This is a genomic window from Gardnerella sp. 30-4 (genome assembly GCF_001641215.1).
In the GTDB taxonomy this organism is placed as follows: Bacteria; Actinomycetota; Actinomycetes; order Actinomycetales; family Bifidobacteriaceae; genus Bifidobacterium; species Bifidobacterium leopoldii.
Map to the genome: position 1 here is coordinate 1 of NZ_LXJL01000005.1, position 22,144 is coordinate 22,144.

Here is a 22,144-nt window from a genome sequence, read left to right on the forward strand (position 1 = left end):
TTATTTATTTATAAATAGTTTGGAGGGCAGTTAGATGGCTGAAAACACAGCGTTTCGTACCACAACTCAGCATATGTTGAAGGAGTCAAAAGAGTATGCTCGCCAAACTTTAATGGGTGGACTTTCCGGCTTTGAATCTCCAATTGGATTAGACAGAAAAGATCGCCTTGTAGCTCTTAAAACTGGCGATATTGGATTTGTGCATTCGTGGGATATTAACACTTCTGTTGATGGTCCTGGTACTCGTATGACAGTGTTTATGAGTGGCTGCCCGCTGCGCTGCCAGTATTGCCAGAATCCTGATACTTGGAAAATGCGCGACGGAAAGCCAGTCTATTTAGATGCGATGATTAAAAAAGTTGACCGTTATCAAAGTCTTTTTAAAGCAACAGGCGGTGGGATCACTTTTTCTGGCGGCGAATCCATGATGCAGCCGGCTTTTGTATCTAGAGTTTTTCGTGCTGCAAAAGAGATGGGCGTTCATACTTGCTTGGACACTTCCGGATTTTTGAATCGCAATTATACGGATGAAATGATTGAAGACATTGATCTTTGCCTTCTTGACGTTAAATCCGGAACTGAAGAAACGTATAAAAAAGTAACTGGCGGCTTACTTCAGCCAACTATTGACTTTGGTCAGCGATTGGCGAAGGCTGGTAAGAAGATTTGGGTGCGTTTTGTGCTCGTTCCAGGTTTGACAGACAGCGAAGAAAATGTTGAAAAAGTTGCTGAGATTTGCGATTCGTTTGGTGATGCTGTTGAGCATATTGACGTGCTTGGCTTCCATCAACTAGGTCGTCCAAAGTGGCATGAGCTTCGAATTCCGTACCCTCTTGAGAATCAAAAAGGACCTTCTAGAGCACTTAAAGAGCGAGTTGTAAACCAGTTCAAAGACCACGGTTTTGTTGTGTACTAGACTGAACCTCGATGCGTTTTAGGCAATTTTTGCGTATTGTATTGTTTTTTTTTTAAAGGATTTTGTATAATTACACAAACACCCTTTTTAGAGAAAGGATACGCAATGAAGCGCAGAATAGGTTGTTGGATTGCATTAGCTTTTGCATTAGCGTTAGCTATTTTTGCACGGTGTAACGATCAGTTTGGCTTTGGCACAGCGCTTATTATTTTAATTGTTTTGCCGATAATTTTGTTGCCGATAAATATCGTTGCGGCTTTCGATAAGAAACTTCTTATTGAAGTGCCAATAATATCTATTGCTATAACCATTGCTACAGAACTTGCCACTTTCCCAATAAGAGATTTAGGTTTACATACTGTCTACGTTATCCCAACAGTTTTAGTTTCGGCAGTCGCATTTACTCTTACTAGATTCCTTAAAACTAAGCTTGTTAAACGCATAAATGACGAAATAGCAAACAATAAAACAGATTGATTATTTAATTGATTATTTATTTTTTGAATAGTCGTAGTTGTGTGCGAAAGTTGAAGCCGTGTTAAAAGATGCATAATCTATAACACGGCTTAAATATATCTTGCGCAACATTTTGCAAAAAGTACAGAATAAGTTGCAAAAAACGTAAGAATTTGGCTAAAGCATGCAAATCGGGAGGCGTACTTGAACGAGGAACCAAAGCTTTTAAAAGAGCCTAGAGAAGGAGTTCCAGAAGTCATTGATACGCTTGAAGCATATAAAGATTATTGCAGCTTGTTGGCATCAGGTTCCGGTTCTTTAGCTGCAGATGCTGAGCGAGCTTCCGGTTTTAGATATGGTCATGAAGATTGGCTGATTCAGTTTAAACGCAAAGGTGCAGGAATCGGGTTACTGGATCCAATAGAACTTACAAAACTTGGAGCCGATTGGAACGAATTTAACAAGGCAGTAGGAGATGCGCCTTGGATTATCCACGATTCGATGCAAGATTTGCCAGGATTTTTCGATATTGGTTTGCGTCCTCGTGCTTTATTCGATACCGAGATTGCGGCTAAATTACTTGGTAGAAAGCGCTTTGGTTTAAGCTCTGTAACTGAATATTATTTGGGTTTGACCCTCGCAAAAGAACATTCCGCAGCGGACTGGTCTTATCGTCCACTTCCTAGAGATTGGCGAAATTACGCGGCTTTAGACGTTGAATTACTTATTGAGCTAGAAGAAGTAATGCGCGGTGAGCTAAAAAAGCAAGGTAAGCTTTCCTGGGCGGAAGAAGAATTTAAACACTTACTTAATAAGGGTGCACAAAAGAAAGCTCCGCATCCGCGTCCATGGCTTAAAATATCGCATATAAGTGTGCTTATGCACGATCGTGTTGGTTTAGTTATTGCGAAAGCATTGTGGCAAAAGCGAGATGCTTTAGCGCGTGAATATGATATTGCGCCAACTCTGCTACTTTCTGATGCTGCGATTATTGAAGCTGGTAAGCGTAAACCTAGTAATGCGCGCGCGTTTCGTGCTATTCGTTCTTTGAATGAGCGAGTGCGAATGCACACTGGCAGTGAGCAAGACAAAATGTTCGAGCGTTACGCTCCAATTCAGCGCAAAATTAAACCATCTATTTGGAAAAACGTTATAGAGAATGCTATTTTGCGCGCTAAATCTGGTGAAACAGCTATGGATGATGTGCATCCAGTATTACCGAATGGAGCTATTCAACTTAATTCGCGCGAATCTCGTAAAACGAGCGTACTTAAATCAACAGATACTGACGAGTCACAAGGTTCTAACGATTGTCAGGATTGCCATGATTCATCAGATTCGCAGTATTTACAGGATATGCAAGATTCACAAAGCGCTCCTAGATCTATGAAATATTGGCGAGAACATCACCCTAAGCGTTATGAGCGTTTACAAAGAGTAAAAGCTGAGTTAAATCAAATTTCTGAATACACTCATACTCCTGCAGAAATTATTATCAAACCACAGATTATTCGTAATCTTTGCTGGCGTGATGATGCGCAAGATATTGATGTTAAAACATTCTTAAGTGAGCATGGTGCTCGCGAATGGCAAACCCGATTGGTAGCTGAGTCCGTAACTCGCGCTATCATGTAACGGTTGTGCCATACGGCAGAAGCTAGAAAAAACGTAATTTCAGGAGCGCAAGCGTGAAAATCAGCGTCAGGAATCTTGAGCCAACTAAAGTTAAGCTCACCATTACCGCAGATCTCGAAGACTTCAAACCATTCTTGGAAGAAGCTCGTAAGGAGATTGCTAAGCAAATTAACGTGCCAGGTTTCCGTAAGGGACATGTGCCAGGCAAGATTGTAGATCAGCGCGTCGGTTTCGCAGCTGTTGCTGGCGAAGCCGTAAATTCCGCTGTACCAGAGCTTTATTCCAGGGCTTTGGAAGAAAAGAAGATCCGCCCAATGGATCAGCCAGAATTTGACGTTCAGGAAGTTCCAACGTCGACTGATGCAGATGCAAGTCTTAAGTTTGTAGCAACAGTTGAGCGTCGTCCAGATTTCAAGTTGAACAAGTTCAAGGGCGTTGAGATTGAAGTTGAGAAGCCAAAGGTTTCCGACAAGGATGTCAAGGAGCGCTTAGAAAGCCTCCGTCAGCGTTTTGCTACTTTGGTTGGTGTTGATCGTCCTGCAGCTAAGGGTGATTACACTAACATTGATTTGGAAGCTCGTATCGATGACGAAGTAGTTGATGCACAAGAGGGCGTAAGCTACGAAATCGGTTCCGGTGTGTTGCTTGACGGTTTGGATGAGGCTTTGGATAGCCTTTCCGCCGGTGAAGAAACCACCTTTGAAGGTACTCTCGAGTCCGGCAAGCACAAGGGCGAGAAGGCTCAGATTAAAGTTAAGGTTAATTCCGTAAAGACTCAGGAATTGCCAGAGCTTGATGATGATTTTGCTCAGGAAGCTTCCGAGTTTGATACTTTGAAGGAATTGAAGGCAGATATTCGCAAGGCTTGCGAGCAGGCTGCTGAAGGTCGTCAGGCAACTAATGCCCGTGACGCATTCCTTGTTAAGCTTCAGGAAGAAGTTGAAATTCCTGTGCCAAAGGGCGTTTTGGACAAGGCTGTTTCAGAGCATTTGAAGGGCATGACCCCTGATCCTGAAAAAGCTACCAAGAAGCAGAAGGACGAAGCTCAGCAGGCTGCTGAGAAGGAACTTCGCGACCAGATGGTTCTTGACGCTTTGGCTGAACAGATGGATGTGACTGTTTCCCAGGCTGACGTCACCAACTTCTTGGTTTCTGTTGCTCAGCAGTACGGCATGGATCCAAACCAGTTCATTAACGCAATCGTTAACAACGGTCAGCTTGGTTCTGCCGTGCAGGAAGTTGCTCGTTCTAAGGGCTTGCTTGCTGGTATGCGTGCTGTAAAGTTCGTTTCCGGCGGAGAAGCTCTTGACTTGAGTGCATTCTTGTCTGAGGATGATGACGAAGACGAAAGCGTGAAGGCTGCTTCTGCTGCTGCAGAAGTTGCTGACGAACTTTCTAAGTAGTATTTTTCAAACAAGAGAAAGTTTATACTTTCTCATATTTGCTAAAACCCAGGGCTTTTGCTCTGGGTTTTTGTGTTGTTGTTATACYTTAAATAAATGCAACACGCTGATTCATTTAGTTATTTTAGAATTTTTTACATTTTGACTCTTTAATTGCTGAGCAATTTGCAATTTTACTGCAATAATTCGCTTTACAGACTCATCAATTCGAGACTCAGGTATATCACCTTGACGAACTGCATTAACAACAGAATAATACGCTTGACGCAAATTTGCAGGAGAAAGTAATATATCGATGCCTGCTTTAATTCCTGTAATTGCAGCAACTCCAGGAGAATAGCGCAACGATATTGCGCCCATTCCTAAAGAGTCAGAAATAAGAATACCTTTATAACCAAGCTTTTTACGAGCTAAACCAGTAACAATTTTCTCAGACATGCTAGCAGGAATATCATCACCTGTAATCTTCGGATACGACACGTGACTGACCATAATAAACTTAACACCAGTGTCTACAGCATCTTTGAATGGTACTAAATCTATTTTTCTTAACGCAAGTGGAGTTTGGTTCGAAACAGTAACGCCTTTGTGAGAATCCTCAAAAGTTGAGCCATGACCAGGAAAATGCTTATACGTGGCAAAAACGTGATGCTCTTGCAAACCGTCAGTAAACGCATCTGTCATATTTGCAACTAGCGAAGCATTAGAGCCGAATGAACGCTTGATCATCAGGTTATTATCCGGATTAGTAATCACATCAGCAACTGGAGCAAAATCAACATTAAAACCTAAATTCGAAAGATAATTACCAATGTAAGCACCAGTTTTATAAGCTTTGCGAGTTTTCTTAGTCGCTCCAATATCCCTCATATTAGGCGAGGAATTAACACCCATTTGAGGATTTGAGCTAACTCGCGCAACAGTGCCACCTTCTTCATCAACAGCTACTAAAGCAGGCAGTGACACTCTAGATTCGCTTATTGATTGCAACCCAGAAATCATTTGCTGAGTTTGATTAGGATTCTGAATATTCTCCCTGCTATACATTATTCCGCCAACAGGTATGGAATTAAACGACTGCTGCATTTGCGAGCCAGAAGATACCACAGTCCCGTATGTTCCAGCTAATTCTTCAGGCTTAACTATGAACATTTGAGCAACTTTATCTTCAAGAGACATCTTTGATAGCACATTTTTAACAACACTGCTATTAGGGTCAATCCCCCGTCTTGCTTGCCTTTTACGTGCTTGCTTTAGTGCTTCAAGTTTTTTAGCCACATCCGCAGGGTTAACTGTTTTCTTACTAACATAAGTTTTAGAAGAAACATTAAAAAAATGCGAGCGCATAACAGATACTGCAGCAAACATAGATATTGTAAGTAAAACAATAGCTATAATAGCCACTAAAATAGCAGCAAAACGCTTTCTTGGAACAACACTTGCAATTTGATTATGATGCTGAGCACTACGATATTGCATAGTGCGACCATCTACATAATGCGGACTGCTTTGTAGTTTACGTGTCCTTTGCTTTCGCATAACGAGTTTCCTCTAATTCGCTAAAAATGAACCAAAAAGTAGTAGCGTAATACTAATGCCTATTTATCTCACAAACATAGCCAGTTTTACCGCTAAAGGTTTTACGCAATGTAGGAGTCGTAAATAAATCATCGCGCTGATCATTCCAAGACCACTCATCATTTAAACGCCAAAGCATAAGATAGAACTCAGGCTCTCCATCTTTATCGTTTCGACTTGGTTCTCCTGGCAACCAGTTTTCATACTTTACTTTTTCACCAGTAACCCAGTGCGCAAATACGTCACCATTCTCACGTTGCGAAGTATAACCGCCAATCCACACATACTTAACGCCTTCCTTTTTCGCCATATTGATTACCTTTTTCTCTTTACTCTTACTGGTAAGAGTTACTAAGTAACCACCATCTTGCATGCATGCACTATTAGCTTCAGTCCACTTCACATCGCCCTTATGTAGCACGAAGCGAGTTGCACCCTTCTTATAATTCTTCTTCTTAATTGGCTTAAACGACAAATCATCACCAATACCACCAGACTGATGATTCTTGGAATCTGCAACCAATGCAGAAACCACTCGATCAGCATACGCATTCGAAGAAGAATCAGAATCATATTCTAAACAATAAACATTATCTTGATTGACTCGAATTCTATTCATTACCTCTTGCATATCTGAAATTGAATTCATATCCCAGAAGTAACCATTCGTTTCATTCGCAATATTTTGCAGAGTACTTGAATCAGCTTCACTAGTACCAATCAAATATACAGGAATACCTTTTTCTTTAGCTAAAGAAATAACCTCATCAGCAGTATGAGTACTCTCATTATCTTGACCATCAGTAAACGCAATTACGCAATTAAAGCCAGGATGATTAGAAGCATTAGTAATTCCGGTATAAAGTGCGTCATACAAAGCTGTCATGCCGTAAGGAGTCATATTATCAATGCCTGTAAGCAATCGATCTTTATCGTTAGTATACGTTGCCATATACATTAAGTAACTATCGAAAGATATAAGCTCTCCTGTATCGCCAACCTTATAATTAAGATTGCGCACAAAATCACTCATAGTACGTTTCATCGTATCTATAGAATCTTCCATAGATCCAGATTTATCAAGCAGAATTTCGTAATTAACACCTTGTTTATCTTTAATGCGCTCAACTTTATGGATAAGTCTTTCAGCTTCTCTGCCACCACCAATCTTCTCACGAATTGCAGCAGTAGGAGAATCAATTTCCAAAGCTTTTCCACTACTATCAGTAAGCGAAAAGTACAGTTTTACATGAGGATATTTAGATACGTCAGAGTCAACAATTTTCAACTTATAATCCGCGTATTTATTGGATTTCATAATTTCTTTTCGCAAAGTTTCGTAAGGAATTTGTTTTGGTCTCATATAATCCCAAATGCAATACCCGAAAATACTTGAAAGAATAACAGCAATCATAACAATAATAGCTATAATAATATTCCTTCGCTTCGCATCATTTTCAGCAGCAACTTGCGCATACCCGTATTGTTGTTGATACGGGTATTGTGTATTTGCTTCAGGGCGATAATACTGATTAGGAATGTTGCTGGTATAAAATACTTGCGTTTGCGCTTCAGGATGAGGCTGCTCTGCTTGCTGAGACTGAGTATTATTTGCTGAAGAAGTAATTTCTGCACCACACTGCGTGCAGAACCTCGTATTATCTTTTAAAATAGCTCCGCAATTAACGCAGTACATGATTTTCTTCTTTCTCTTCCTTATTAGTAAAACATTCACATACAGTTATAAAAAACCAAACTATCTATTAATTCTATACCCTGCTTCAAACACAAAGCCGAGGATATCGCAACAAATGCAATTATCCTCGGCTTTTATAATGAGCGAACTTATTAGTTCATTTATTTACTAATAAAACCTCACGAATTCCTATAGCGCTTGTGACTCTTAATACGAAGTAGCAATACGCTCGCAGCAGCAATAAGTATTGAGCATACAGCAGTAACTACGAATATATTACTGCCTGTCGCACTTAAACTATGAAGCTGTTGCGAAACTGCATTGTTTGTTACTGTGATATCTGTCCAAGCAACTTGATTACCTTTCTCGTCAACCAAAACAACCGTATGCTTTCCGATGTATCCAGCTGGGAATTGAGCATCAAACTGAGGCTTGCCATTAACCATGCGAACAGTCACAAACTTTGAACCATCAGCACCCTTAAGCAAACGAGGAGACGAGTAAATGTACGCGTATGCATAAACTACTCCATCGCGCTGCAAACGCTCGATGAACTCGCTGTTTACAAGATTAATTCTTACACTGTTAACAACACCTGCAGTTGCAACGTTATTGTTACCAACGCTAAGAGTTCCCTTTAATTCTGGATTAAGCTGCTGAACAGTTTTCGGAGCAACAGGTACAGGAGTGGATTCTGCCGGCTTAGCTGGCGCAGAATGCTCAGACTTTGCCAGTGCAGACTGTTCAGACTTAGCAGGTGCGGACTGTTCAGATTGCTCAGCTGGAGTTTCAGTCTTAGACTGATCCGGCTTAGTCTGATCTGGCTTAGTCTGATCCGGCTTAGCTGGAGTTTCATGCTCAGATGGCTGAGGCTGAGGAGCCGGTGCCGGAGACGGTGTTGGTGCAGGCTGAGGCGTTGGCACCGGAGCCGGAGCAGGTGATGGCGAAGGCTGTGGACCAGGCTGAGGAGCCGGAGCAGGATTCACAGTACCAGGAGTTGGAGCTGGAACTGGCGCTGGTTGCGGACCAGGCTGCGGCTGAGGTCCAGGAGCTGGTGTTGGAACTACAGGAGCAGGAGCAGGTGGCTGAGGCGTTGGCGTCACAGGACCAGGACCAGGCTGAGGCTGAGGTTGAGGACCAGGCTGAGGATTTACAGGACCAGGTGCCGGCGATGGCTCAGGCGCAGGATTCACAGTACCATTAACTAGTTCGCTTACGTCAGCAGGATGCAATTTATATTCAGCGACCTTTTCAAGATCAATAGAATTCTTATTATTCTTCTTTTCAGCAACCTTCACAAGCACTGCAGTAGAAAGAGCAGAAACCTTGTAATTTCCACTATCGTCTACAGATGCTTCAGGGAACTTTGATGCATCATCACCATTAGCTTTTCCATCAGCAATGTGCACGTGATACTTTCCTTTGCCAATATTCACAGTAGATTCACTACTATTAGCGTTGAAAATAAACACATACGTTTTATCTTTGGCATCAACACTAAACGCATTAATACCATCGCTGCTCTTAATCCAATGCATATTCTTATTAACATCAGAATATGTAGAATCGCGTAAAGCTGGAATTTCGTTTCTTAACTTTATCAATGCCTTGAAGTATTCAACAGCATCAGAATTCTTATTAACCAAATCCCACTTAACAGAATTGTCACTATCACCAGCATTGTAGCTATTCTTATTGCCGTTCTTGCTTCGTAAGAACTCTTGACCAAGCTCAAAGAATGGCATGCCATGAGCAAACATTACAAGCGAATTAGCAAGCATTACTCGCTTCTTAAGATTCTCTTCTGACTCATGAGGCAAAGATTTCTTCAACTTATCGTAAAGATTAAGATTGTCGTGAGCTTCAACATATTGCACAGTCTGACCTGCATTCGCATAATGTCTATCAGTGCAACTTGAGTTTCCAGGCTGGCAACCGTAAAGATTTTGCATTACCAGATTGTCACTGCCTCTATTTCCAGACACGAATCCAGCAACATCATCATCTCCTTTGCCTTTTACAGCATCACGGAAGGAATCGTTAAAGAATGCAACGCCATTATTGTCTGCAAGCTTATACGCATTAGGCTGAATAGTGCGGTTTCCATAAGGCAATTGGCTCATATCCCAGCCTTCGCCAAGAATAATAGAGTTTTTATCAATGTCATAAACAGCCTTACGCACTTCCTTCATGGTTTCAAGATCAATCAATCCCATCAAATCAAATCGGAAGCCGTCAATACCGTACTCTTTAGCCCAATACTTTACAGAGTCAACAATATACTTTCGCATCATTTTGCGCTCAGAAGCAGTATCGTTTCCGCAACCAGATCCATTAGTAAAGCTGCCGTCATCGTTGTAACGGAAGTAGTAACCTGGCACAGTTTGGCCAAAAGCGTTCTTTTGAGCGTTATAAACGTGGTTATAAACAACATCCATAATCACGCGCAAGCCAGCCTTATGCAAACCGTCAACCATTTGCTTTAGTTCCGCAATACGCGTAGCAGGGTTTGCTGAATCAGACGCATACGAACCTTCTGGAACGTTGTAATTGATTGGATCGTAGCCCCAGTTTTGAGCACCTGACTTGCCGTAACTCAAATCTCCTGCTTCATTCACAGAACCAAAATCATACATTGGCATGATTTGCACGTGAGTGATGCCGAGGGACTTCAAATAATCCAAACCAGTTGGCTTGCTTCCATTCTTAGTGTCAGATTCAATTACACCGAGATATTTGCCGCGCTTTGCAACATCTACGCCAGAACTTTCATGAATCGAAAAGTCGCGAATATTCATTTCTGCAATAGTCGCATCAGTTGGGCGCTTACCAAACGATGCCATGCGAGTTACAGGTGTTGCCATACTGCCACCGAATACAACAGATCTCATTCCATTTCGCACAGCAGCTTTTGCATAAGGGTCTGGAGAATTATTAACAGCACCATCTGCAAAATGAACCTTGTACGTGTAAGCAGTGCCAACTTTTGCATCGCTTGTAGTAATACTCCACACACTATTATTGCTTTCAAGCTTCATCTCTTGCGTTTTAGCTTCTGGAGCATTCTCAGCATCAGACTGATAAGTTACCAGCTCAACTTTCGTAGCAGTTGGTGCCCAAAGCTTGAAAGTCGTAGAATTACCATTTACAACAGCACCCAAGTCGTCGCCAGCATAAGCGTATTTCTTATCGAACTCATCAGTGCGAACAATCTTAGAGCCTTTAACAGTTGACACAGACACTGTTTTAGGCATTCCACCAACACCCTTAATGCTGATTTCATACATTTTCTTAAGATCTAATTCGTTCTTTGCGGTGATTACGATCTTATTATCTACAACAGCAACTTGCGAAATATCTACTGCCGTATGATTCTCTTTCTTTGAATCTGTAACATCAGTTATAGTTACGTCATTCTTCTTAATCTCTGAAGGGTCACCGCTCGCATTTACAGTAAATTCCTTCAAAGACGTAATATCAGCATTAATAGCATTAGCCTTCGTGTTGATTACGTTTGGACTTAAGTAAACTCTACTATCGCCCTGCATAAGCCAGATTTCAGCATTACCAGTTTTACCATCTTGGCTTAAAGTGATTGCCTTTGCAGGAATTGCACGATCGCCTTCACCAGGATCTTTAGCAACCCAATCGTTGCCTTGCATAGAATATCGCACAATAAACTTCGGATCTTTTACGCCATTACTATCCGTAAACGTATATTCTGCAATCTTGCCGAAATCATCATGAGCCGTGAAATCTTGCTTTACGCCTTCTTGCTTACCATACCACGTCCAGAGATTCCAACCAGCGTAATCCTTGTTTGTTCTACGGTAGTGAACAGTAACGTTTAACGTTTGAATCTTATTAAGTTTGTCCGCAACTTCAACTGGTGGTTCAGCAAAAGTATCTTCATTCCCGCTTATAACCCAAGCTTGACCTACTCCATCTTCGATATTATAAATAAAACGGTTTTTTGTTCCGTCCTTATGCCAATTTTTATTATCAGTTCCTGGATCAGTAGTAATAATAAATCCGACTTTTCCACTCTCGTAAGTGCCATCAGCTTCAATTGTGTAAGTCTTACCAAAAGCGTCTTGACCATTAAATGCATGCCAGGTACCTTTTATCTCTTTACCATCTGCATCTTTAAGACCCCAGATATAAACACCTTTATTCGTGTTTTTTTGATTGTAGTGAATAACAATCTTCGTCTTTAATGCAGAAGGTTTTGAAGATGTATCCTCAACTTCGCAAGGAGCCTGTTCTGCGATAGAACCATTGAGATTATTATCTATCACATAATTCTTTGCGCCAGCAGGAATAATGAAATCGCCATCATTCTGGCCATTTATGTGATACCAATTGCCTACACCGCTATTAAATACAGCTTTAAATTCACCACGATTAGTAATAGTCTTTGCAAACCAATCATTGCAAACTTTGCGCATTGGCAATCCGGGAGCTACAGTCCAATTATCACCACTTATTTGATAATGAATATTTACAGAACTTGGATTACCTGCTTTACCTTTAGCATTGAAATATACAGTTGTTGACTGGTCTTTAACATCGTCAACATTGTATTTTGGATCAGACTCATTGCGAGCTGCAATCTTTTTAACATTCTTAGTCGTTGCATTTACATGCAAAGCAATTGCAGAATAAGGAGCGATAGTCGCAGCAACATTGCCATTTGCAACTTTAACAGTCTTAGAGCAGTCACCTGCAGCATAAACGTTGCAATACTCACCATCAGGCAAATCAGTCTTATACAAAACTCTCTTTGCGTTTGGCGTATTGTTGATTGCTAAGAAACCCTTCTTCTCGCGGCTAAATGCAATGTTATTATTGTCACTCTCCTGCCAATTAGTGACTTGAGCACCATTCACAGCATTAAAGAAGCCAATCATTCCGCGAATAGAAGTCCAACGCTGAGTGCACTGCCAGCCAGTTTTTGGAGAACAATTTACATCTGGAACAGACGTATCGGTCGCATTAGGCGCACCATCATCCTTATGTCCATCCGCAAACCTGTACCCTGAATAAATGTTTGGGTTTCCATACGGATAGCCAAGCATAAACGCGTTTGCAAGCTCGTAGCGAGGACCATCCTTATAAGTGAGAGTGCGCACATAATTTTCGCGAGGAGTATCCCAATTAGTAACGAAAATCGAAGCTTTATCACTTGGAACAAGCCCATTAGTAATATTCTTTAGATTCGAAATTGATCCATAAAAATCGTTCTTTAAACGGTAGGAATACTGGAATTCGTTGACTTCGCCTTCGTTTAAATGCTTAGCTGGCTGGATTTCTGGAGCTTCAGAAGGATCGCCAATCGTCTCCTGCATCCACCAAATCTTGTCAGGAGTAGTATTTGCCTGCTTTGCAGCTTCAGCTTTAATGGCTTTCATATCCGCTGGCGAAATATGCTTAACGGCATCCACACGGAAACCAACAACACCCATCTTAAGCAAATCTGCAAAATACTTGCCTAAAACTTGCTGAACATGCGGCTTTGAAGTATCCAAATCAAGCAAACCTACAAGCCTGTGAGTCCAAACTTCTTCAGCATTCTTGTAATTTTTAATATTTTCAGTACTCTGATGGAAATCATCCTTAGTATATCCAGCTGTTTTGAAAGTTTGCGTAGCAGCATCGTATGCACTTCCACCAATGCCAACTTTATCTCTATTATCGGCACCAGTCATGTGATTAATCACAGCATCAGCAATGATTCCAACATTTGCCGCTTTGCAAGTTTGAATCATCTGCTTAAACTCAGCTTCAGTGCCAAGCTTAGAATCAAGCTTATAGCTCACAGGCTGATAAGAAGTCCACCACTGCTTACCTTTTACATGATCATTCGGAGGAGACACTTGCACATACTTCACGCCCTCATGACCGTAAGTTTTAGTGCACTCTTGAGCAATACTCTTCCAATTCTGCTGGAATGCAGTAACAATAACGCCCTTACGGTTAAGAGTTAGATTTTCTTTATTTGAACTATCGCTAACAGCGTTTGCACTACCCGTAACAGCAAAACCAGTTACAAGCATTGCAACAGACGTAGCAACAGCAACCATCTTCGATGCAAAGTGTCGACGATGACTCATCAGTATCCTTTCCTCCATTGGTATCAACACGCTTCTTCCTTGGGCGCATTAATAGCCTCAATGCACAAACGATGGCTAGCACTACTATGTTGCCAGCCATCGTTATAAACATGCATTATCAGCGGAGAAAATTATAACATCTACATATTGACAATATTGCAATAACTATACAAAAACTGTAATAATGTCAATACAAATTTACTTCCAGATCGTCCTTTACTTCGCAATTTACTTATTAGAACCTGCCTTATTTTTTGCACAGAATCAGAGCTAACTCAATCAATAGCACAGCGAAAACAATTACAATCATCGCCACAGTACTAAACGTGGAAGTACTTCCAAAATGCTCTACAGCCTTAACATGCAAAGCAATAGCAGAATTAGCTGGAATAGTTATCTCTACTTTCCCACCATTTACAGTAACTGTGCTAGAGCATTTACGTGAAGCATATACGTTACAATACTCACCGTCAGGCAAATCAGTTTTATAACTCACATTTTTAGGCTTATCAGTATTGTTAATCGCCAAGAATCCCTTGTTTCCGCGACTAAAAGCAATGTTATTATCGTTGTCATCCTGCCATTGAGTTACTTTCGTGCCCTTAACAGCATTGTAGAATCCAATCATTCCACGAATAGAAGTCCAACGCTGAGTGCACTGCCACTGAGAATTCTTTCCGCACTTTACATCTGGAATGTTCGTATCAGTTGCACCAGGAGCACCGTCATCGCGCTGAGTGAACTTATATCCAGAATAAATATTTGGTGTTCCATACGGATAAGCAAGCATAAAAGCATTAGCTAACTCGTACTTTGCCCCATCCTTATAAGTGAGAACTCGAGTCGAATTGTCACGCTCAGTATCCCAGTTAGTCACAAAAATAGCTGCTTTCTTATTAGGAATAAGCTGATCTGTAATATGAGACAAATTCTCAATTGAGCCATAGAAATAATTACGCAAGCGATACGAGTATTCAAACTCATCTACTTCACCTGTACCAACATATTGATCTGGCTGAATTTTAGGATCTTGTTCAGGAAAACCAATTGTTTCTTGCATCCACCAAATATTTTCAGGCTTCATTCCAGCAGCTTTAGCAGCAGCTTCTTTTATGCCTTTCACATCTTCAGGACACATATGTTTTGTGGCATCAACTCTAAAGCCCGCAACACCCATTTTCAGCAATTTTGCAAAATAGTTACCAAGAATTTTTTGTACATGAGACTTAGAAGTATCCAAATCAAGCAAACCAACTAAACGATAATTCCAAACGACTTGCGCATCTTTATATGTGTAAATATCTTTATCTATTTGGTGAAAATCATCTTTTGTGTAACCAGCATCCGGATAGCTTTGATTTGCCGCATCATACTTACTACCGCCAACACCTACAGTATCTTTATTACTATCACCGGTTGTGTGATTAATTACAGCATCAACAACAATTCCAACACCAGCTGCCCTGCAAGTAGTAATCATATTTTTAAACTCGTCTTCAGTGCCAAGCTTTGAATTTAGATTGTAACTAACTGGCTGATAAGAAGTCCACCACGCTTTACCTCTAATATGATCCTGCGGCGGCGAAACCTGTACATAACTCACACCCTCAGGACCATAAGTTCGCTTACACTCTTTTGCAATACTTTTCCAATTTTGCTGAAAAGCAGTAACGATCACACCTTTTGGCGGAAGACCGTCTGTTGATTTAGTTGAAGCAAATGCCGAAGAGTTTGGAACAATAGCAAAAATACACATTAATACTGTTGCTACAGCAGCAATTGCAGCAATTGCAGTAAAAGAGCACATTACATTGCGCTTGTAATTATTGATTAATTCGCAAGCATAATTACTTCTTTTACGCTCACTTACTTGCAATCGTGCACTGTGGATCATCGTTGYTCCTTTCACATCACGTACAGCACTTTCATTGTGCGAGAATACTTTTATTATTATACGCTTATTGTTTATGTACGAGACATTAAAATATAAAATAAAAACGTCGCCTAGCAAGCTAAGCGACGTCGTGCACGTGCCCCCGGTGAGACTCGAACTCACACTGCACAGATTTTGAGGCTGTTTCCTCTACCAATTGGGATACAGGGGCATTTTTAATTTTCCGCATTTTTTTGCGACTTGTTGACTATAGCACACTTTAAGCCACATGCAAATAGTTAAAGCGTTTTGCGCGTGTCGCAAATCAACAATATTGATCATACATAACATAATGCGCGCAAACTGCAAAACAGCTAGCGCGCATTATGCAAACTATACTACTGCGCAAATGCACTTAAACTAGAAGAACTAGCGTATTAGTACAAGAACGCAGAATCAAGCAATTAGTCGCAAGCACCGACGGTGTGAACGTAGATGGAGTCAGTGCGACCAGCCTGGCGTTCACCCTGAGCAGTGCTCAAGATAACAATCTGATCACCATCGGAAACCTTACCGGCTTCGCGAAGAACCTTGTCAGTGAAGATCATCAAATCGTGACGATTCATGTCATGGTAATCTTCATCAATCAAGAAGCCTTCAGTACCCCAGCTCAAAGCCAACCAACGATAAGTGTGCTCATTGTTAGTCAAGCCGTAGATTGGAGCGGTTGGGCGTTCACGAGAAATGCGATGAACTGTGCGACCAGTCTGAGTGTAGGCAACAATAGCCTTAGCATTAAGCTTATCTGCCAAATCAACAGCTGCAGAAGAAACTGCACCGGTGCTAGACATGTCAAGCTCAACAGCAGGAATGCGATCATAGCCGTGCTCAGTAGCATACTGAGAAATACGAGACATAGTCTTAACGGTAACATCTGGATACTTGCCAACAGCAGTTTCGTTAGAAGTCATTGTTGCGTCAGCACCGTCGAGAACAGCGTTAGCACAGTCAGAAGCTTCTGCACGGGTTGGAACTGGAGAGTTAACCATTGTGCCAAGAACTTCAGTAGCAACGATAACTGGCTTTGCATAGCGACGAGAAAGCTCAATGCAGCGCTTGGTGACAAGTGGAACCTCTTCGAGAGGCATTTCCACAGCCATATCACCACGTGCAACCATAATGCCATCGAAGGTCTTAACAATCTCTTCCAAGTTTTCAACAGCCTGTGGCTTTTCAATCTTGGCGACGATTGGAATGCGACGACCTTCTTCGTCCATGATTTCGTGAGCGCGATCAATATCGGTAGCGAAACGCACGAAGGACATAGCAATAATGTCAGCACCAGTGCGAATAGCCCAACGAAGATCAGCCTCATCCTTTTCAGTCAAAGCTGGGAGGGAAACTGCAACGCCTGGGAGGTTAATGCCCTTGTGGCTGGAAACTGGACCAGCAACAATAACCTTAGTGTGAACGTCGTTGCCTTCTACCTTAGTTACCTCAAGGCGAACCTTACCATCATCGATAAGAATTGGGTCGCCTGCGTGGCAATCTCCTGGCAAGCCCTTAAAGGTTGTAGAAGTACGGTGCTCGTCACCTTCAACATCATCAGTAGTGATGATGAACTCCTGACCTTCTTCCAAATAAACCTTATCTTCGCCTTCAGCGTTCTTCTTGAACCATCCGCAGCGAATCTTTGGACCTTGCAAATCAACAAGAGCAGCAACATTGCGGCCAGTGGACTTGGAAGCTGCACGAACGTTGTTGTAAACGCGCAAATGATCTTCAGGAGTGCCGTGAGAACGGTTCAAACGAGCAACATCCATACCGGCTTCAACAAGCTTGGTAATACCTTCCAAGGATTCGGTAGCTGGACCAATAGTATCAACGATTTTGGCTTTACGCATAATGCCTACCTATTTTCTATTTCTGTTTATTTTTTTATGGGCGATTTAATGATAAAACCATAAAACGCCCAATTCCGCTTTCCAGTGTATCAACGTATTGTGACCGCTTATTGTATTTATTCGGCGTTTTGTGAACGCTCACAAAAAATACTCAAGGAATATCTATTTACTACGATTAAACACGACTAGATACGCTCTCTTATTAATCGCGTTTAGCTTGCGATTAGCCGCGATTAGCGCACTATATAGCTAACACTAGCTAGCGCAAATGCCTAGCATGCTTACGATTTATACCAGCCAGACTACTTTGCAACCTGCTTATTCTGCACAAGCTCAGCCTAAAGCAGCCACACACTAAACCTTTTATCAACAAAAGCTGTAGATTTAAAATGTGTTTTTATTTCTTAAATAATTCTGAATGCGTACCAAGCCTGTATAACATCAAAACAAGAATTTCATTTTTAATTTCATAAACTAAAAGCCAATCGGGTTCAATATGACATTCTCTTGTTCCGCTATATTTTCCAGTCAGACCGTGATCACAATATTTAGCTTCTAGTACACCACCGTTAGCTAAAACATCAATTACTTTTAAAAGATTATCCGTATTTTTATTTTGCTTCTTAGCTAATTTAAGGTCTTTTTTGAATTGATTCGTGAATTTTACTTCATATTTCATAAATCAAGAGCCACCTTAAGATCTCCCATATTCCGATAACCCTTTACACTAGGATCAGACGCAATCCGTCTACCTTCCTCAATAGCAGCAATCGTTGTATCATTTGGAACCTCTAATTTAAGAGAAAATGGAATCCCGTTCTCACGAATAGTTGTTCGCAAAAACATGTTAATCGCTGTTGTCATATTGAGCCCGAGTTCTGAAAAAATCTTATCAGCTTGTTCTTTAATTCCCTTATCTGTTCTAATATTTAAATTCGTAGTAGTCATATACGACACCTCCATCTTCTTTTACTATACGCAAACATTCGTTTACATTCAACATATTGTCATTGCATTGTATATAACTTAAACTGACTAAAGTAATCCAATAATCTTTAATTCACATGATTGAATAAATTAAACTCTCTTACTAATTAAGTAGTTTYAAACCCAAAATTACATCATGTTAGAAAAATCAATAAATATTTTGACATACGCGTCAAATATTTTCAGTAGATAAAAGTAATCAATTGCACGAACATTTTTGATTTGCAACGCTCATCAATTTGCAATGCTCATTTATTAGCATCACTTATTAGCCGCATCCATTTGACGCAATTCTTTCTTTAGATCGCGTATCTCGTCGCGCAATCGCGCTGCAAGCTCGAATTGCAACTGCTCAGCAGCAACATGCATTTGCTCGCTCAAATTTTTAATCAGCGACATAATATCGTCTTGCGGAAGCTCAGAAATATTCGCCATACGCTTTTCCTTGCTTTGCTGCCCAAGATTTGGCTCTTTTGGCACGCCATAATGCGAGTTCCCAGCCTTGTTAGCATTTCTGTAACCGCCTGCTAGCAAAGTTTGCGTATCAACATCCTCTTTAGCGAGCATATCGTTCACATCGCTAATCTTCTTTCGCAAAGGCTTAGGATCAATTCCATGAGCCTTGTTATATGCGATTTGCTTTTCACGGCGGCGCTCTGTCTCGCTAATCGCCTTGCTCATAGCATCCGTAACAGTATCCGCATACATAAGCACAGTTCCAGAAACGTTACGAGCAGCACGGCCAATCGTTTGAATGAGCGAACGGTAGGATCTTAAGAAACCTTCCTTATCTGCATCCAAAATCGCAACAAGCGAGACTTCCGGCAAATCCAAACCCTCACGAAGCAAATTGATGCCAACAATCACATCAATTTTGCCTTCGCGAAGCTCACGCAAAAGCTCCACTCTGCGCAAAGTATCAACATCAGAATGCAAGTACTCAACTTTAATACCAAGCTCCAAAAAGTAATCAGTTAAGTCTTCCGCCATTTTCTTTGTAAGCGTAGTAACAAGCACGCGCTCATCTTTTGCTACTCGCTCCTTGATTTCCGCAAGCAAATCGTCAACCTGACCTTCTACAGGGCGAACCTCAATCTTAGGATCAAGCAAGCCGGTAGGGCGAATAATTTGCTCAACTACGCCATCTGAAAGCCCCAGCTCATAATCTCCAGGCGTTGCAGAAAGATACACAGTTTGACCAATGTGCTCCAAAAATTCTTTCCACTTTAACGGGCGGTTATCCATTGCAGAAGGAAGCCTAAAACCATGCTCCACAAGCGTTCTTTTGCGCGAAGCATCACCTTCATACATAGCTCCAATTTGCGGCACTGTTACATGCGACTCGTCTAAAACTAGCAAAAAGTCATCTGGGAAAAAGTCAAGCAAAGTATGCGGAGGTGTGCCTGCATCGCGTCCGTCAAAATGCCTAGAATAATTCTCCACTCCTGGGCACACACCAACCTGACGCAGCATCTCCAAATCGTACGTAGTTCGCATTTCCAAACGCTGAGCTTCCAGCAATTTATTCTGCTTTTTAAGCTGCGCTACTCTATCGTCACGCTCTTTTTCAATCGCCTCCAACGCGCGTTCCATGCGCTCCGGTCCTGCAATGTAGTGAGATGCTGGGAAAATATGAACACTACTCTCCTGGCGAATTACTTCTCCTGTAAGAGGATGTAACATGGTAATTCTGTCGATTTCGTCACCAAAGAACTCAATTCGCACAGCTAATTCTTCGTACACTGGAATAATCTCAACTGTGTCACCGCGCACTCTAAAAGTTCCGCGCGTAAAGGCAATGTCATTGCGTTTGTATTGCATACTCACAAATTGACGCAATAAATCATCTCTCTCAAGTTGCTCGCCAACGCTTAGCATAAGCATTCGCTCGGCATACTCCTCTGGAGTACCGAGTCCATAAATGCAAGAAACAGTAGCCACAACAACGCAATCGCGTCTAGTAAGCAAATTCGCTGTAGCAGCATGACGAAGCCGCTCAACATCGTCGTTAATATTCGAATCTTTTTCAATATACGTGTCTGTTTGCGGAATATACGCTTCCGGCTGATAGTAATCGTAATAAGACACAAAATAGCTCACGGCATTATCTGGCATAAGCTCGCGAAATTCCGCGCAAAGCTGAGCTGCCAAAGTTTTATTCGGCTCAATAATAAGTGTCGGTCGTTGCAAACGCTCAATAAGCCAAGCGGTTGTAGCAGTTTTACCAGTTCCAGTAGCACCCATTAAAACAACGTCGTTTTCTCCGTTTTCAATGCGATTCGCTAACTCTTCGATTGCTTGCGGCTGGTCACCCGAAGGCGCATACGGCGCTTTTACTACAAAAGGCTTGTTTGTGCGCTGAATTTTATTCGACATAATCTTTTACTTCCCCAGTTTCGCAATTTCAGCACTTTTATTGTTTATTTCGCGCAACCATGATTTCAACGTATCGTCAACACTGTTAAGCATAGATTCCATTGGTTTAGTGGAATCAACTACAAAATCCGCCATATCTTTTCGAACTTTACTTGGAAGTTGACTATTTATGCGCGCTAAAGCCTGACTCTCAGTCATGTTCCGCTCGCTTATCATTCGCTTAACGCGAATTTCTTGAGGCGCTTCAACAGTAATAATATGATCAAAACTAAATGGAATGCTGTCGATTACTTGCGCAAGAAGTGGAATGTCGTGCACAATAACCGAGCTTACGCTGCTTACCTCATTGCGATTTTCTTTAGCATTGCAATTTTCCTTAGAAATTTTACTAATATACTCGCTTTCTAAAAGCTTTGCGCAATCATAAATAGCAGGATGAATTATAGACTCAATCTTACTTAATGCTTGCTTACGTTCATAGCCATCTCCAAAAATATGCTCTGCAATAAACGCACGATTTAAAGAACCATCATTCTTAACAGCATTTTCCCCAAAAATACCTACTATTTGTTGCAATACTGCGCTTCCCGGTTCCACTACTTTACGCGCTAAAACATCGTAATCAATAACAAACGCACCAAGCAAACGCAAATGGTTTACTACAGTAGATTTTCCGGCTGCAATTCCGCCTGTTACCGCAATCCGCAATATTGTCATATATAAATTATAAGTAATGCCCCAGTAAATAATTACCAGGGCATTGTTATTAAAAGAAAACAAATGGTTAATCTTGTAATTCTGCACCATCAGCATCTTTATGCCACTTAGTCCCAGGCTTTGAGCAAAGAATGCAAATTCCTTCAACACATGACCATATAATCGAAATACCTGCAAGCAAACCAATAGAAAGAACAGAAATCAACAATTGGGCAATAGCCTTGCCTTTAAAGCCAAGGTAGAAATTGTGAATCCCTAAACCACCTACAAAAATCGCTAAAAGACCAGCAGCAAGCTTATGTCGAGAACTTACTAAAGTAGCATTATTCGCTGAATTATTTCCATCGTATGAAGGAAACTGAGCATTCTTCTGATTGTTATCAAATGTACTCATAATTTTCACCAATCCTCTTAATAACTTAATTAATGCTTTAACAAAATCATATAATCGTGCTTCTTAAAAGAAAATTTGTTGTACTCACATTTAATT

Annotated in this window: 14 protein-coding genes and 1 tRNA gene; 4 read left to right on the plus strand and 11 right to left on the minus strand. The window is 41.2% G+C overall.

Features of this window, described 5'->3' with window-relative positions:
* Window positions 1-34 precede the first annotated feature (34 nt).
* From pflA to tig, 4 genes are all read left to right on the plus strand, one after another.
* A complete protein-coding gene (gene pflA / locus A5294_RS00520; RefSeq protein WP_004106335.1) occupies window positions 35-916 on the plus strand; it encodes a pyruvate formate-lyase-activating protein in 882 nt (293 codons plus the stop codon).
* Window positions 917-1,021: 105 nt separating this feature from the next.
* A complete protein-coding gene (locus A5294_RS00525; protein WP_004119085.1) occupies window positions 1,022-1,393 on the plus strand; it encodes a hypothetical protein in 372 nt (123 codons plus the stop codon).
* Between the two features lie 183 nt (window positions 1,394-1,576).
* Window positions 1,577-3,007 carry an HRDC domain-containing protein gene (locus A5294_RS00530; RefSeq protein WP_064340198.1) on the plus strand — a complete coding sequence of 477 codons (1,431 nt, stop codon included), beginning with the start codon at window positions 1,577-1,579 and terminating at the stop codon, window positions 3,005-3,007.
* 53 nt (window positions 3,008-3,060) lie between these two features.
* Window positions 3,061-4,410 carry a trigger factor gene (gene tig / locus A5294_RS00535; RefSeq protein WP_004119087.1) on the plus strand — a complete coding sequence of 450 codons (1,350 nt, stop codon included), beginning with the start codon at window positions 3,061-3,063 and terminating at the stop codon, window positions 4,408-4,410.
* Window positions 4,411-4,521: 111 nt separating this feature from the next.
* Here tig and A5294_RS00540 read toward each other — a convergent pair whose 3' ends face one another.
* From A5294_RS00540 to A5294_RS00590, 11 genes are all read right to left on the minus strand, one after another.
* On the minus strand, window positions 4,522-5,949 hold the full coding sequence (locus tag A5294_RS00540; protein ID WP_004119300.1) for a glycoside hydrolase family 3 protein: 1,428 nt from the start codon (window positions 5,947-5,949) through the stop codon (window positions 4,522-4,524).
* A 52-nt stretch (window positions 5,950-6,001) separates the two neighbouring features.
* Window positions 6,002-7,684, minus strand: a complete 1,683-nt coding sequence (locus tag A5294_RS00545) for a VWA domain-containing protein (protein ID WP_004119297.1) — start codon at window positions 7,682-7,684, stop codon at window positions 6,002-6,004.
* A gap of 179 nt (window positions 7,685-7,863) precedes the next feature.
* Window positions 7,864-13,797 (minus strand): type I pullulanase, encoded by a 5,934-nt coding sequence (gene pulA, locus A5294_RS00550; RefSeq protein ID WP_064340199.1) that lies wholly within the window; start codon window positions 13,795-13,797, stop codon window positions 7,864-7,866.
* 247 nt (window positions 13,798-14,044) lie between these two features.
* Window positions 14,045-15,604 (minus strand): alpha-amylase family protein, encoded by a 1,560-nt coding sequence (locus tag A5294_RS00555; RefSeq protein WP_064340201.1) that lies wholly within the window; start codon window positions 15,602-15,604, stop codon window positions 14,045-14,047.
* Between the two features lie 224 nt (window positions 15,605-15,828).
* Window positions 15,829-15,902: transfer RNA gene (locus A5294_RS00560), tRNA-Leu, on the minus strand.
* A 232-nt stretch (window positions 15,903-16,134) separates the two neighbouring features.
* Complete coding sequence (gene pyk, locus A5294_RS00565; protein ID WP_004107046.1) at window positions 16,135-17,574, minus strand: pyruvate kinase; 1,440 nt, start codon at window positions 17,572-17,574, stop codon at window positions 16,135-16,137.
* A 397-nt stretch (window positions 17,575-17,971) separates the two neighbouring features.
* Complete coding sequence (locus A5294_RS00570; protein WP_004107050.1) at window positions 17,972-18,253, minus strand: type II toxin-antitoxin system YafQ family toxin; 282 nt, start codon at window positions 18,251-18,253, stop codon at window positions 17,972-17,974.
* On the minus strand, window positions 18,250-18,522 hold the full coding sequence (locus A5294_RS00575; protein WP_004107052.1) for a type II toxin-antitoxin system RelB/DinJ family antitoxin: 273 nt from the start codon (window positions 18,520-18,522) through the stop codon (window positions 18,250-18,252). Before A5294_RS00575 ends, A5294_RS00570 begins: the two co-directional genes overlap by 4 nt.
* Window positions 18,523-18,822: 300 nt before the next feature.
* Window positions 18,823-20,937 (minus strand): excinuclease ABC subunit UvrB, encoded by a 2,115-nt coding sequence (gene uvrB, locus A5294_RS00580; RefSeq protein WP_064340200.1) that lies wholly within the window; start codon window positions 20,935-20,937, stop codon window positions 18,823-18,825.
* 6 nt (window positions 20,938-20,943) lie between these two features.
* Entirely contained in the window at window positions 20,944-21,654 is a 711-nt protein-coding gene (gene coaE, locus A5294_RS00585) for a dephospho-CoA kinase (protein ID WP_064340202.1), read from the minus strand.
* Between the two features lie 67 nt (window positions 21,655-21,721).
* Window positions 21,722-22,048 (minus strand): TM2 domain-containing protein, encoded by a 327-nt coding sequence (locus tag A5294_RS00590; protein ID WP_004119289.1) that lies wholly within the window; start codon window positions 22,046-22,048, stop codon window positions 21,722-21,724.
* Window positions 22,049-22,144 lie beyond the last annotated feature (96 nt).

Bases quoted from the DNA above. Each gene is read 5' to 3' on its own strand.
- pflA (WP_004106335.1), top strand. From the start codon at position 35: ATGGCTGAAAACACAGCGTTTCGTACCACAACTCAGCATATGTTGAAG.
- A5294_RS00525 (WP_004119085.1), top strand. From the start codon at position 1,022: ATGAAGCGCAGAATAGGTTGTTGGATTGCATTAGCTTTTGCATTAGCG.
- A5294_RS00540 (WP_004119300.1), bottom strand. From the start codon at position 5,949: ATGCGAAAGCAAAGGACACGTAAACTACAAAGCAGTCCGCATTATGTA.
- A5294_RS00545 (WP_004119297.1), bottom strand. From the start codon at position 7,684: ATGTACTGCGTTAATTGCGGAGCTATTTTAAAAGATAATACGAGGTTC.
- pulA (WP_064340199.1), bottom strand. From the start codon at position 13,797: ATGAGTCATCGTCGACACTTTGCATCGAAGATGGTTGCTGTTGCTACG.
- A5294_RS00555 (WP_064340201.1), bottom strand. From the start codon at position 15,604: ATGTGCTCTTTTACTGCAATTGCTGCAATTGCTGCTGTAGCAACAGTA.
- pyk (WP_004107046.1), bottom strand. From the start codon at position 17,574: ATGCGTAAAGCCAAAATCGTTGATACTATTGGTCCAGCTACCGAATCC.
- A5294_RS00570 (WP_004107050.1), bottom strand. From the start codon at position 18,253: ATGAAATATGAAGTAAAATTCACGAATCAATTCAAAAAAGACCTTAAA.
- A5294_RS00575 (WP_004107052.1), bottom strand. From the start codon at position 18,522: ATGACTACTACGAATTTAAATATTAGAACAGATAAGGGAATTAAAGAA.
- uvrB (WP_064340200.1), bottom strand. From the start codon at position 20,937: ATGTCGAATAAAATTCAGCGCACAAACAAGCCTTTTGTAGTAAAAGCG.
- coaE (WP_064340202.1), bottom strand. From the start codon at position 21,654: ATGACAATATTGCGGATTGCGGTAACAGGCGGAATTGCAGCCGGAAAA.
- A5294_RS00590 (WP_004119289.1), bottom strand. From the start codon at position 22,048: ATGAGTACATTTGATAACAATCAGAAGAATGCTCAGTTTCCTTCATAC.